Source organism: Gordonia sp. NPDC003424 (genome assembly GCF_053588655.1).
Genome location: NZ_JBSFQJ010000025.1, coordinates 1 through 11743 on the forward strand (window position 1 = coordinate 1; position 11743 = coordinate 11743).

At 65.4% G+C, this 11743-nt stretch carries 13 protein-coding genes and 1 pseudogene; 6 read left to right on the forward strand and 8 right to left on the reverse strand.

Features of this window, described 5'->3' with window-relative positions:
* The first annotated feature begins 99 nt into the window (after positions 1-99).
* Both ACWDTI_RS24660 and ACWDTI_RS24665 read left to right on the forward strand, forming a co-directional pair.
* On the forward strand, positions 100-876 hold the full coding sequence (locus ACWDTI_RS24660) for a GntR family transcriptional regulator (protein WP_449740765.1): 777 nt from the start codon (positions 100-102) through the stop codon (positions 874-876).
* A 156-nt stretch (positions 877-1032) separates the two neighbouring features.
* Positions 1033-1292 (forward strand): annotated as a pseudogene (locus ACWDTI_RS24665) (HigA family addiction module antitoxin).
* Positions 1293-1334: 42 nt separating this feature from the next.
* Here ACWDTI_RS24665 and ACWDTI_RS24670 read toward each other — a convergent pair.
* The 5 genes from ACWDTI_RS24670 to ACWDTI_RS24690 all read right to left on the reverse strand — a co-directional run bounded on the left by ACWDTI_RS24670 (position 1335) and on the right by ACWDTI_RS24690 (position 6350).
* Entirely contained in the window at positions 1335-1706 is a 372-nt protein-coding gene (locus ACWDTI_RS24670; RefSeq protein WP_449740766.1) for a DUF2255 family protein, read from the reverse strand.
* Between the two features lie 46 nt (positions 1707-1752).
* Positions 1753-2610 carry an LLM class F420-dependent oxidoreductase gene (locus ACWDTI_RS24675; RefSeq protein WP_449740767.1) on the reverse strand — a complete coding sequence of 286 codons (858 nt, stop codon included), beginning with the start codon at positions 2608-2610 and terminating at the stop codon, positions 1753-1755.
* A gap of 40 nt (positions 2611-2650) precedes the next feature.
* Positions 2651-3676 (reverse strand): aldo/keto reductase, encoded by a 1026-nt coding sequence (locus tag ACWDTI_RS24680; RefSeq protein ID WP_449740768.1) that lies wholly within the window; start codon positions 3674-3676, stop codon positions 2651-2653.
* 118 nt (positions 3677-3794) lie between these two features.
* Positions 3795-4829, reverse strand: coding sequence for a zinc-binding dehydrogenase (locus ACWDTI_RS24685; RefSeq protein ID WP_449740769.1), 1035 nt, complete (start codon positions 4827-4829; stop codon positions 3795-3797).
* A 30-nt stretch (positions 4830-4859) separates the two neighbouring features.
* On the reverse strand, positions 4860-6350 hold the full coding sequence (locus ACWDTI_RS24690) for an MFS transporter (protein WP_449740770.1): 1491 nt from the start codon (positions 6348-6350) through the stop codon (positions 4860-4862).
* Between the two features lie 102 nt (positions 6351-6452).
* On the opposite strand from ACWDTI_RS24690, the gene ACWDTI_RS24695 reads away from it, so the two are divergent.
* From ACWDTI_RS24695 to ACWDTI_RS24710, 4 genes are all read left to right on the forward strand, one after another.
* Positions 6453-7346 (forward strand): helix-turn-helix transcriptional regulator, encoded by an 894-nt coding sequence (locus ACWDTI_RS24695; protein WP_449740771.1) that lies wholly within the window; start codon positions 6453-6455, stop codon positions 7344-7346.
* A gap of 331 nt (positions 7347-7677) precedes the next feature.
* Complete coding sequence (locus ACWDTI_RS24700) at positions 7678-7923, forward strand: antitoxin (protein ID WP_449740772.1); 246 nt, start codon at positions 7678-7680, stop codon at positions 7921-7923.
* On the forward strand, positions 7920-8312 hold the full coding sequence (locus ACWDTI_RS24705; protein WP_449740773.1) for a type II toxin-antitoxin system VapC family toxin: 393 nt from the start codon (positions 7920-7922) through the stop codon (positions 8310-8312). The genes ACWDTI_RS24700 and ACWDTI_RS24705 overlap by 4 nt, the downstream gene beginning before the upstream one ends.
* Positions 8313-8418: 106 nt before the next feature.
* Positions 8419-8616: a type II toxin-antitoxin system VapB family antitoxin gene (locus ACWDTI_RS24710; RefSeq protein ID WP_449740774.1), complete on the forward strand. Its 198-nt coding sequence runs from the start codon at positions 8419-8421 to the stop codon at positions 8614-8616.
* Positions 8617-8784: 168 nt separating this feature from the next.
* Here ACWDTI_RS24710 and ACWDTI_RS24715 read toward each other — a convergent pair whose 3' ends face one another.
* The 3 genes from ACWDTI_RS24715 to ACWDTI_RS24725 all read right to left on the reverse strand — a co-directional run bounded on the left by ACWDTI_RS24715 (position 8785) and on the right by ACWDTI_RS24725 (position 11724).
* Entirely contained in the window at positions 8785-9030 is a 246-nt protein-coding gene (locus tag ACWDTI_RS24715) for a hypothetical protein (RefSeq protein ID WP_449740775.1), read from the reverse strand.
* Positions 9031-9139: 109 nt separating this feature from the next.
* The gene (locus tag ACWDTI_RS24720; protein ID WP_449740776.1) at positions 9140-10531 is read right to left on the reverse strand and encodes an amidohydrolase family protein; all 1392 of its coding nucleotides are present in this window, start codon (positions 10529-10531) and stop codon (positions 9140-9142) included.
* On the reverse strand, positions 10528-11724 hold the full coding sequence (locus ACWDTI_RS24725) for a CoA transferase (protein WP_449740777.1): 1197 nt from the start codon (positions 11722-11724) through the stop codon (positions 10528-10530). The genes ACWDTI_RS24720 and ACWDTI_RS24725 overlap by 4 nt, the downstream gene beginning before the upstream one ends.
* Positions 11725-11743 lie beyond the last annotated feature (19 nt).

The window sequence follows — 11743 nt, forward strand, 5'->3', positions numbered from 1 at the left end:
ACGACGAGATCGACCTCGAAGAACTCACCCAACAAATGGCCGGCGGCGACGAACTCGACACCCTGAGCCACGAACTCCGCAGCGACCGAGCCTGATTCGATGACCGTGCTGGCCAGAGCCGACGACGCCGTGGACGACTCCACCACGCCGATCGAGCTGGACATCGATCGGTCGGTACCCATCCCGATCTACCACCAGCTGGCTCTGGCCTTCGAAAAGGCGATCCTGAGAGGCGATCTCGCGCCAGGGGAGCGCCTCGAAAACGAACTACTCCTCTCGCGCCGCCTCAACATCTCGCGCATCACGATCCGCCATGCCATGGCTGAACTCGTCGATCGCGGTGTGGTGATCCGACGGCGTGGTGTCGGGACTCAGGTGGTGCACCACCCGATTCGACGCTCCACTCAGATCACGAGTGTGTTCGACCTCCTCGAAGCGGCCGGAAAACATCCGAGCACAAGGGTTCTTGAGTACGACCTGACGTGCGCTGATCCGGAAGTGAAGACCGAACTCGCCGTGTCGGCCGATGTCGAGGTGGTTCGGATCAAACGGCTCCGAATCGCCTCCCGGGAACCGCACAGCCTCATGATCAACTGGCTCCCGGCGCAGATCTGCCCGTCGTTCGACGACCTCGAGCAGGGCGGCCTCTATGCCGCGTTGCGGGCCAAGGGAATCCACATCAGTCTGGCCCGCGAGAAGATCAGTGCAAGGGTCGCCGACGAATCCGAGGCTGCGCTCCTTGACCTACCTCCGTCTTCGCCACTGCTATGTCTGCGCCGCATGGCAATTGACGACGACGGCCGGGTCGTCGAGGTCGGGGAACACGTGTTTCGGCCGGACCGATACACGTACGATACGACGGTGGTGCGGCGGTGAGATCGGTACTTGGCTGAGGATGTGTCAGATGCAGCGGTCGCCAAGTGGGATCAAAACGGCCAGCGGCGGGTCTACTTCGTGTGGACCGCCGCCCGGCCAGAGGAGGTTGGGATCGTTGACTACCACTGACAAGATCGAACCGATTCACCCGGTGAGATGCTCTTGGAGGACTTCATCGAGGGTTTCGACGTTACTCAGCACAAGCTAGCCGTGTCGATTGGTGTGCCCCGCGCCGCATCAATGAGATCGTGCACGGCAAGCGCGCAATCAGCGCCGACACGGCGCTGCGACTCGGGCGGTACTTCGGGACGTCGGCACAGTTCTGGCTGAACCTGCAGAACCACTACGACTTGGATCTCGCCGACGATCGGGTCGCTACGCAGATCGCGGCGATCATTCCGCTGAAGGCGGTGTGAGCACGGTGCTCCGCGGGGTGGCGACCTGAGCGACTTGGGCAATCAGCCGGGCGTGACCTCCAGCGTTGCCGATCGGGGTCCTGCTTCTTCGAGATGGTCGACGATCGAGGCGTAGTTGCCGTACTTGGTGCGGTAGGCCGCGTCGACGGCGCTGAGCACGTCGTCGGAGACTTCGGTGAAGGTGACGTCGAAAGCTGTGCCGCGCGCATCGATCTGGCCCGTGCCCGTGGCGATCGCCCATCGGAACCAGTCCGCGCCACGGCCGTTGGTGGACCGGATGAACACTCGGTCGCCGACGGGGACGATCCAGATGATGCGTGGTGATCGAAGCGTGCCGTCGCGGCGACGGGTGCTCAGGTGTACCTCTTGGGGGTCGGTGATCGCGGCCGCGTCGTCAGCTGCCCACTGGCTCATGGTCGTTCCTCTGTGAGTAGATGATCGGTCTCGGACCGCCGGCAACTCAGTCGAGTCGCGGCATCGCGCCGGCGAACAGTTCGATGATCCGTTCGGGTTCGGTGATGCCGGTGGCGAAGATGTACGCGGAGCTGAAGCCGAGGGCGGCCATCTCGTTGGCGGTGGTGACGATGTCGTCGACCGTGCTGCTCGGGTTGATGTTGAAGATGGTCGTCTTGTCGATCTCGTCGTAGTCGCGGCCAACGGTATCGCAATGCCCGCGCAGCACATCGAGCTTGTGTGCGGCGTCCGGTCCGCCGAAGATGTTGCAGGCGTCGGCATATTGGGCGACAAGGCGCAGCGTTTTCTTTTCCCCCGAACCGCCGATCATCAGGTACGGGTGCGGCTCGCTGAGGGATTGTGGTGAGTTGAGGGTCCGTCCGAGCCGATAGTGCTTGCCCTCGAACGGTTCCTCGGAGCCCGACCACATCTGTCGGCAGATCTGTACCGTTTCCTCGAGCCGCTCGAACCGTTCGGCAGTCGGCGGAAAGGCGAAGCCCAGGCCCTCGGACTCCTCGTCGTTCCATGCCGCTCCGATACCGAGGCCGACCCGTCCCCCGGAGAGCACATTGAGCGTCGTGACCGCCTTTGCCAGCAGCGCTGGTTCGCGATACGTCACCCCGGTGACCAGTGCGTGGAGCAACGCGTGATCGGTGTGGGCGACAATGTACCCGAGTGCACTGTAGGCCTCGAGCATCTCGTTCTCCGCCGGACCGACCCCGCGGATCTGCCAGAAATGATCCATCACGCTGATTCGGCGTACCCCGATGGCCTCCGCGTCGCGCACATGTTTGGCCAGTGCCCTCCCGAGGTGTGGGGGCCCGCCCGCCCAGGTGAAATCGGCGATGTGCAAAGCCAGTTCCATGGTTCCTCCTTGGTGTCGATGCCGTGTCCGCCGTCGGCCGTCAGAAACCGTTGCGGCGCCTGGCCTTCGGTGTGAGCTCGTGTGTTCCGTAGCTGTTGTCGTCGGGATTGACCGTGACGCCGGGTGCGACGAGCTCATCGATGCGGTCCAGGACATCCGCGGAGAGGGTGATGTCGGCGGCCGGTAGGTACGACTCCAACTGCTCCATGGTTCGTGGTCCGACGATCGCGGCGGTCACGTGGGGATGGTTGATCGCGAACGCGATCGCGAGTTCGATCAGCGTGATTCCGGTGTTCTCGGCGAGCACCGCGAGCTCCTCGACGATGTCGAGTTTGCGTTGGTTCTCCGGCGACGACATGTCGAATCGTGCGCTCGGTCGAGCACTCGATGTGGGTGCCGAGGCCGCGTCCTTGCGCCACCGTCCCGACAACCAACCGCCCGAGAGCGGACTGTAGGTGAGCGTTCCCATGCCGTGGCGCCCAACGGCGGGCAAGACGTCTTCTTCGATGCCGCGCACCAGAATCGAGTACGGCGGCTGCTCGGTGACGAACCGTGCGTAGCCGTTGTCCTTGGACGCCCATTGTGCCTCCACAATTTGGGAGCCGGAGAACGACGACGAACCGACGTAACGGACCTTGCCCTGACGGACGAGATCGGTGAGGGCGCCAAGGGTTTCCTCGATGTCGGTATCGGGGCTGGGCCGATGCACCTGGTAGAGGTCGATGTGGTCGGTGCCGAGCCGGCGCAGGGAGTCCTCGACCGCCGTCATGATCCAGCGTCGTGAGCTGCCGCCGCGGTTCGGGGCGTCGCCCATCGGCATGAAGAACTTCGTCGCCAGAAAGACGTCGTCACGTCGACCGCGCAGCGCCTCGCCGACGATCTCCTCCGATGCTCCCGCAGAGTAGATGTCGGCAGTGTCGACGAAGTTGATTCCGGCGTCCAGCGCGGCGTGGATTATCCGCATGGCATCCTGTTTGTCGTCGTTTCCCCAGGGGCCGAACATCATTGCCCCGAGACACAGGGGGCTCACCTTGACGCCGGTACGGCCGAGTGGGCGGTACTGCATTGGTCACCTTCCGTTGTTGGATCAGCTCTGTCCGACGTTAGGCTCGTTCAGCCTTGTCGGGGAGGGACTGTCATTACCTGTCTTGGTCGGACGGCTGCAGGCATGTTCGCGCCGACCATCATGTGGTGATCAAGACCTTCAGTGCTTCCCGATCGGCCATTGCCCGATATCCGTCGGCGATGTCGTCGAGCGCGAGTGTGCGGTCGAAGACCTTTCCGGGCTCGACCTTTCCCTCCAGGATGGCCGGCATGAGGTCCTCGATGTAGGCGCGGGCGGGTGCGACACCGCCGGTGAAGGAGATGTTGCGCATGAACACCCCGAAACCCGCTTGTACATCGGTGTATTGCGGAGCGCCGACGCGGCTGACCACTCCGCCGTCACGGACAACGCCGAACGCGGTGTCGACGGCCGGGGCGAGGCCCACGCACTCGAGGACGGCGTGGGTGCCGTCGCCGCCGGTGAGTTCGCGGACACGTTCGACACCCTCGTCACCCCGTTCCGCGACGACGTCGGTGGCGCCGAACTCGCGGCCGAGGTCGGTGCGGGTCTTGTGGTGGCCCATCAGGATGATCTGTTCGGCACCAAGCTGTTTGGCGGCCAACACCGCCGACAGTCCGACGGCGCCGTCGCCGATCACTGTGACCGATTGTCCCGCAGTCACTCCCGCGCTGACCGCGCAGTGGTGGCCGGTGCAGTAGACGTCGGACAGGGTCAGCAGCGATGCGAGTAATGAAGAGTCCTCGGCCACCGGCAGTTTCACCAGTGTGCCGTCTGTCTGCGGCACGCGAACTGCTTCGGCCTGACACCCCCCGACGTCTCCGGCGTTCCACGACCCGCCGTGCCGACACGAGGTGTGCAGGCCCTCCCCACAGAAGTCGCAGGTGTTGTCCGACCAAGTGAACGGGCTGACGACGAGATCGCCCTTCTTCAGGCCGGTCACGCCTGCGCCGACTTCTTCGACGACACCGAGGAATTCGTGTCCGATCGTGTTCGGTGAGCTGTCGGCCGACTTCGAGCCGTATGGCCACAGGTCGCTGCCGCGGATACAACTGCGGACCACGCGGACCACGGCGTCGGTGGGGTTCTTGATCGCGGCGTCGGGGATGTTCTCGACTCGGATGTCGCTGGCGCCGTAGATCATGGTGGCTTTCATGGGGTTCTCCTTACTGGGTGTTCGGTGGTGTCATCGTGTGGGGCATGCGTCGTGCGTGGCGGGCACGATGTCGCCGGTGGTCCGTACGTCAGACGCGGTGGCGGTGCGCCGGGCCCGGCGTTCGGCCGGCAGGATGATCGCTGCGGCGACGGCCAGGCTGAGTGCGAGCAGGACCGACCCGGTGGCCAGCGCGGTGCCCACCTGGTTGGTGAGCGCAACCGCGGATGATGCGTCACCGGCGCTGGCGTGGGCGGAGGCGGTGACCAGGATACCGAGGCCGAGTGCCATGCCGAGTTGATGAAAGGTGTTGACCAGTCCGGAGGCTGCGCCGGCATCGGCGGCTGGGACACCGGTGATGCCGGCGGAGGTCAGCGGCGCAAATGCCAGTCCCTGCCCGATTCCGACAAGCAACATCGGTGCGGCGACGGCGGTCAGGTAGGAACTCGTCGGGGTGATCATGGACAGCCACGCCATCCCGGTGAGCGTGACCGCCACGCCGACCGTCAGCGGCAGCGCCTGACCCCATCGGGCGGTGACCCTCGGGATTGCCATGGCGACAACGAAATTGACGACGGTCATGGGAAGGAAGGCGACACCTGCCTGCAGTGCGTTGAAACCGAGGACCTCTTGCAGATACTGCGTGGTGAAGTAGAAGAATCCGATCATCGCGCCCATGTAAAGGAGTCGACCGAGGTAGGCGCCGGTGCGGATACGGCTGGCGAACAGTCGCAGCGGCATGATCGGTTCAGCAGTACGACCTTCGGTGGCGACGAGCACCCCCAACACAAGGCCGCCGAGGACCAATGCGCCGATCGTCACGGGGTTGGTCCAGCCGGCGGTCGCCGAACCGATGATGCCGAACACCAACGACCCGACGCCCACCGTAGCGGTGATCGCCCCAACGAGATCGAATTGTCCACGCTGGCGCGGTGTCTCGCCCAGATACCGGGGGGCCAGCACGATCATCGCGATCCCGATCGGCACATTGAGGAAGAACCCGGCACGCCAGGACACCCAGTCGGCCAGCGCGCCCCCGATGACCAGCCCCAGGCTGGCGCCGATGCCGGCGGTGGCGCCGTACAGCGCGACGGCCTTGGCACGCTCGCGTCCTTCGGGGAAGTTGGCGGTCAGCAACGCCAGCGATGACGGGGCGACGATCGCGGCCCCGACACCCTGCAGCGCGCGGGCCGCAATCAGCCACCAGCCGGCAGGAGACAACCCGACCAGCAGTGAGGCCAGCGCGAACACAGCCAGTCCGGTCACGAAGACACGTCGCCGCCCGAGAAGGTCACCGGCCCGCGCGCCCAGGAGCAGCAAACCGCCGAAGACCAGCGTGTAGGCGTCCTGCACCCACGCGAGCCCCGTGGCCGACAGGTGCATGGCCGACTCAATGCTGGGGAGCGCGGTGAAGATGATCGAATTGTCGAGCAGGATCATGAAGTAGCTGATCATGATGACCGCCAGGATCGCGGTCGTGTGGCGACCGATTCGTCGATCGACGACGGTGGGGCTGTTCTGCATGATGACAAGTTCACTCGCTGGTCCACGTGCGTGGGAGTCCCGGACGTTCCGGGTAACGCCAGTCCCTCCCACCGCCGCCGGTCGCGGCCTACCGTGGACGTCATGAGCACACCAGGCGATCAGCGAGGCGAGGTCAGGGAGTTTCTGACGTCGCGGCGTGCGCGCATCACCCCCGAGCAGGCGGGCCTGCCGGCCTATGGTGGAGCCAAACGGCGAGTTGCCGGGCTGCGCAGGGAAGAAGTGGCACTCCTGGCCGGGGTGAGCATCGACTATTACGTCCGGATGGAGCGTGGCAACCTCTCCGGCGCGTCCGACGCCGTGCTCGACGGCGTCGCCTCGGCACTGCAGCTCGACGAGGCCGAACGGGCCCATCTGTATGACCTGGCGCGCGCCGCCCAACACGGGCCAGTCCGCCCTCGCACGCGGAGCACCGGGATCACCCCCGGCGTGCAGCAGCTGCTCGACGCCATCACCGATTCGCCGGCGTGGGTGCGCAATGCCCGGCACGACATGCTCGCCGCCAACACCATGGCCCGCGCGCTCTACGCGCCATTGCTGGCCAGTGACCCCACACGATGCCCGAACACCGCCCGATTCGTCTACCTCGACCCGGCGTCCAAGGACTTCTTCGTGGATTGGGAGCGCAGCGCCGACGACATCGCCGCGATGCTACGTTCCGAGGCCGGCCGCAACCCCTACGACAAGAAGCTTCAAGAACTCATCGGTGAATTATCCACGCAGAGTGCCGAATTCCGGACGAGGTGGGCGGCGCACGACGTCCGGTTCCATCGGACCGGGAAGAAGAAGCTGCACCATCCTGCGGTCGGTACGCTCGAACTCGATTACGAGGCAATGGAATTCCCCGCGCATCCGGAGTTGACGATGTTGGCGTACACCGCCGCGGCCGGCACACCGGCCGCTGACGGATTGAAGTTGCTGGCGAGCTGGGCGGCGACCGCGGAGGATATGGGGGAATTGGCGAAGTTGATCCGGTAGGTATCGGTGGCACCGACCCGACGGCCGCGGCGGCTCCGCGTCGCCGATCGTCGGCACCGGGCCTATGGGATCAGTGACCCGGGCCACCGGTGGCGGCCAAACGTGCGACGGGAAGAGTCCGGTCTTCCGGTGGTCGAGTAAGGCCCCGAGCTTGCGAGGGTCCGCATCCGTCGGGTCGAGTAGTCCGAGCGAGCTTGCGAGCCCGGACATAATCGAGACCGAGACCATGTGCACATCGATCTCGGTCTCGATTACGTCCGGGCTCGCAAGTAGCGATGCAAGCAGCAGATATCGCATCGCCGCGACGTCGTGAGTAAGTTATACTCACGACATGAGTAAGAGACTTCAAGTCGTCATGGACGACGCTGAGTATGCGGAAATCGAGGAGTTCGCTGAGCGTCAGGGCGAGACGGTTTCGCAATGGGTGCGAGCGGTCCTCCGTACTGCCAGGGCTGAGCAGCCCAGGCAAAAGCAGGCCCGCAAGCTGGCGGCGATCCGCAATGCGCTCACTCACGAGTTTCCGTCTGGCGATATCGAGCAGATCCTGGAAGAGACCGAGCGCGGCTATCTGGCATGAGTGTGTTTGTAGACGCCAATATCCCGATGTACCTCGTCGGGACGCCACATCCGCATCGGGAGCGTGCGCGCAACATCTTGGACGAATTGATTCTGAACGACGTCCGTTTGGTGACGGACGCGGAGGTCTATCAGGAGGTCTTGCACCGATACTCGGCGATCGACCGGCTCAACGCCATCGAACCGGCGTGCCTCACGCTTGATGAACTCGTCGATGAGGTTTTCGCCATCGGTCGCGAGGACGTAGATGCCGCCAAGAGACTCGTTCTAGACGGAGTCGGCGCTCGCGATGCACTGCATGTTGCGACCATGCGCGCCAACGGTATTACTCGCATTCTGACGTTTGACCGTGGATTTGATCGATTCGTCGACCTCGAACGACTGTCGTGATCGGTGCCGGGAGCCGACCGGATCACGACCAGCGCGGCTCTGGTGGCGAGAACAGTGGACAGTCGACATCATTGAAGGCATAGATTGATGCGATTGGAGATGCGGCATGCGTACCACGGTCACCCTTGAAGACGATCTGCCGGCAAAGGCGGCCGAGCTGACCGGGATACACGAACGGGCGACGCTGATTCGCGCGGGATTGCAGGCGTTGATACGCATCGAAAGTGCGCGTCGCCTTGCTGCGCTCGGTGGCACCGACCCGACGGCCGCTGCGGCTCCGCGTCGCCGATCGTCGTCCGAATGATCCTGGTTGAATAAGCAGCACGCGGGCAGCGCCGTTGCCGGTGGCGGTGTGGATGTTCGTTAGCGAGTTCGCGGCGATCAATCCGCTGAAGGCTTACACAGGGTGGTGTAAGGGGCGATCTGGGCTGCTCTCGGAGAATCGGTCACAATCTCAAATAGGCATGACGTATCAACGACGAGGATCAGGCCACTCGCCCCGCCACTGGTCGAGATCGGCCAGCACGTCCGCGGTTTCGATCTGCGACGGCCGACGTCCGGTGCGCCGCAACCACTCTGCGATCGATGGACGCGCCGCTATCCTGGCGGCCTCTCGTCGCAGCAACTCGGGCACGGTGATTCCGTCTTCGCTGGCCCGCCGTACCAGGCCTGCATACACCTCGTCGTCGAGGTCACGAATCTGCACCGTCTTCGGCATACCTACATCGTATTCGTACGTTTACGCAGAGGTGCAGGATTCCGGTGAGTTCAACGAGGCGCGATGTCGTCGAGTGCGTGTTGGGGTGGATCGATCTAGGTAAGGGTTCTCAGCGAGAGAAGCGCACGTGTCCTCGAATGATCGTGCAGCGTACGTTTGTTGCATTCGACGAAGACAGGGCGGTGCGGAGCGGCCGATCGAGCAGCACGAGATCCGCGGGTGCCCCGACGACGACCCGCCGCGGCTTACCCCCGGGATCGTCGAGCGGGGCCAGGTACCTGTCCAAGGCGGTCGGCGGGGACACGGATTCGTGTGGCCCGAGCGTGATGCCGCTAGCGGTTCGTCGGGTGACCGCGGCCGCGATGACCGCCCATGGGTCGAGGGGTCCGTAGGGTGCATCGCTCGACAGGGCAAGCGGCACAGAGTGTTCCAGGAGAGACCGGCACCGGTACAGGTGGGGGAGGTCCTCGGCATCGACACGATCGAGGTAGTCGTCGCCGCGGTCGGCGATGAATCCGGGTTGCGTCACGACCATCAGGTGGCGGTGCGCGAGCTCGGCGATGAGCTCGTCGGGGATCACCGCCCCGTGCTCGATCCGGTCACCGGCGATGGTGCCGGCGTCGTCGAACGCCGCCAGCAGCAAGACCAGCGCCACCCGGCTGACGCAATGCACGGCGACGGGACGGCCGTGGGCGTGGGCGCGGCGGATCGTGTCGACCAATGAATCGAGTTGTGGCAGATCCGAATCGGCGATGACGATCTTGTAGGGGCCGGTGGTGATCGTCGCGTCGTTGATCTCCTGGCCGACCGAGACCCCGAGCAGGTGCAGACGTTGGGGCAGCTCTCCGGATCGGTGTGCCGCGACGAGGGCGGCCTGGGTGTCGGGAGCGAGGTCCGGGGTGGCGTCGGTGACGCCGGTGATCCCGAATCGCGTCAGTTCCGCGGTAACCATGTCGAGCGACGGCGGACCGTTGTCCGGCAGCCGTTCTCGCAGCCACGCGTCCGCACGCCACACCCTGCCGGAGGGGTGACCGCGGTCGTCGCGTTCGACGCCCGGATGGTCCGCGTGTGCGAGTCCGACGGCTGCCGCGGCCGCGGAGTTGAGGAACCACACGGCGCCGCTGCGGTGTTGGATACGGACCGAACGGGTGGACTCGAGGCGATCCAGGGCGGCGGAGTCCAGGAGGCCGGCGACCGTCTCGACGTAGCCGACCCCGCGAATCCAGTCGTGGCCCTGCGCATTTCGCAAAGCACTCGCCAAGTCGTCGACCGAGGTCACCGCGGGTGGCCCGCACTGCACCGACGCCATCGCGGCTGCGGTCGCATGGAGGTGCAGGTGATGGTCGTGCAGTCCGGGGAGCAGGGCGCCGCCATTTCCGTCGATCACGTCGTGGTCGCGCGCAGCGATGCTCTCGGCGATCTCGGCGATCCGACCTTCTGCGATCGCGACATCGCAGAGGACACCGGACTCCTCGACATTCCGCAGCAGAAGATCGGTCATCGTCGAATACCCAACTCACGCAGCACCGTATCGGTGTCATATCCGGAATCGGGGGCCGTGCCATGGGCCGTTCGCGGGGTGGGTGGGGTGAGACGGATATCCATGATGGTGCCGCTGCGGGAGTCGTCGCCGGCGAGTGTCTCGGCGACGACGGCGGCCATCGACACATCCCAGAGCACGCCGGTGTCGTTGGTGTCCGACATCGCCAACGCTGCTGCCGTCAGTCCGGTGAGAGGATCGGCGATGGCGTCGCCGACGAACATAGGGCCGGACTGGTCGGTAGCCACCAGTCCGGCGCAGGCGGCGACGTCGTCGCCGAATCCGATGCGCTGCGAGTCCCGTCCGCGTGCGGTGATCGACACCCAGGTCGCGCCTGCCGCGACGAATTCGTCTGTATCCAAGCCGAATCCGCGTAGCGCGCGGGGCCGGGATGCTTCGATGACGATGTCTGCCGTTGATACCAGTGCCGCCAGAGCGTGTTGGTCGTCGGCCAGGGTCGGGTCGAGCACCACGGATTCGTGTCCGGCGTGCAGCAGCCGATAGAAGTCGGGGTTGCCGCGGCGGGCGCCGTCGGGGCGGGTGGGTGTTTCGACCTTGATCACCCGGGCGCCGGCCAGGCCGAGGAGGTGGGCGCACAGCGGTCCCGCCCACAGTGCACTGAAGTCGACGACCACCAACCCGGTCATCGAGCGAGGTCGCCGGCCGTCGAGGGCAGGGGTCCGGGTCCATTCGTTTGCAGCCTCACCGACCACCCCCGCTGCGACACCGAGCAATTCGGCGCGTTCGGTGAGATCTGCCCCGGGATGCCGGGCGAGCCACGCGGCGACGGCCGGCCACGGATCGTCGTCGACCTCCGACTCGATCATGGCGCCCAGCAACGACGGATCGTCGGGACGGGCACACGACACCGCCGCCCATCCATCCGCGGTGGGCAGCAGCCGGCACGATCCGCCTACCGACCGATCACCGGATCGCCGATGCCCGGTGAATGCGGCTCGCTCGGCCAGTAGTTGGGCGCCGTCGAGGGCCACGGTTCCGTTGCTGGCCTCGGCAATCCATGCCGACAGCCGGCGGGCGGTGGTCGCCGCGTGACCTTGGGGTACGACCGGTGGCCCGCCGGGGCGCCCGGTGAGCGGGACGACACCGCTCTCGGCCCAATCCCGGATGCGGTTGCCGGGGGAAACCTTCGGCACGATCTGATCCTACCGACCG

Bases quoted from the DNA above. Each gene is read 5' to 3' on its own strand.
- ACWDTI_RS24685 (WP_449740769.1), bottom strand. From the start codon at position 4,829: ATGAAAGCCACCATGATCTACGGCGCCAGCGACATCCGAGTCGAGAAC.
- ACWDTI_RS24720 (WP_449740776.1), bottom strand. From the start codon at position 10,531: ATGACCGATCTTCTGCTGCGGAATGTCGAGGAGTCCGGTGTCCTCTGC.
- ACWDTI_RS24705 (WP_449740773.1), top strand. From the start codon at position 7,920: ATGAGTGTGTTTGTAGACGCCAATATCCCGATGTACCTCGTCGGGACG.
- ACWDTI_RS24700 (WP_449740772.1), top strand. From the start codon at position 7,678: ATGAGTAAGAGACTTCAAGTCGTCATGGACGACGCTGAGTATGCGGAA.
- ACWDTI_RS24690 (WP_449740770.1), bottom strand. From the start codon at position 6,350: ATGCAGAACAGCCCCACCGTCGTCGATCGACGAATCGGTCGCCACACG.
- ACWDTI_RS24695 (WP_449740771.1), top strand. From the start codon at position 6,453: ATGAGCACACCAGGCGATCAGCGAGGCGAGGTCAGGGAGTTTCTGACG.
- ACWDTI_RS24660 (WP_449740765.1), top strand. From the start codon at position 100: ATGACCGTGCTGGCCAGAGCCGACGACGCCGTGGACGACTCCACCACG.
- ACWDTI_RS24710 (WP_449740774.1), top strand. From the start codon at position 8,419: ATGCGTACCACGGTCACCCTTGAAGACGATCTGCCGGCAAAGGCGGCC.
- ACWDTI_RS24670 (WP_449740766.1), bottom strand. From the start codon at position 1,706: ATGAGCCAGTGGGCAGCTGACGACGCGGCCGCGATCACCGACCCCCAA.
- ACWDTI_RS24715 (WP_449740775.1), bottom strand. From the start codon at position 9,030: ATGCCGAAGACGGTGCAGATTCGTGACCTCGACGACGAGGTGTATGCA.
- ACWDTI_RS24675 (WP_449740767.1), bottom strand. From the start codon at position 2,610: ATGGAACTGGCTTTGCACATCGCCGATTTCACCTGGGCGGGCGGGCCC.
- ACWDTI_RS24680 (WP_449740768.1), bottom strand. From the start codon at position 3,676: ATGCAGTACCGCCCACTCGGCCGTACCGGCGTCAAGGTGAGCCCCCTG.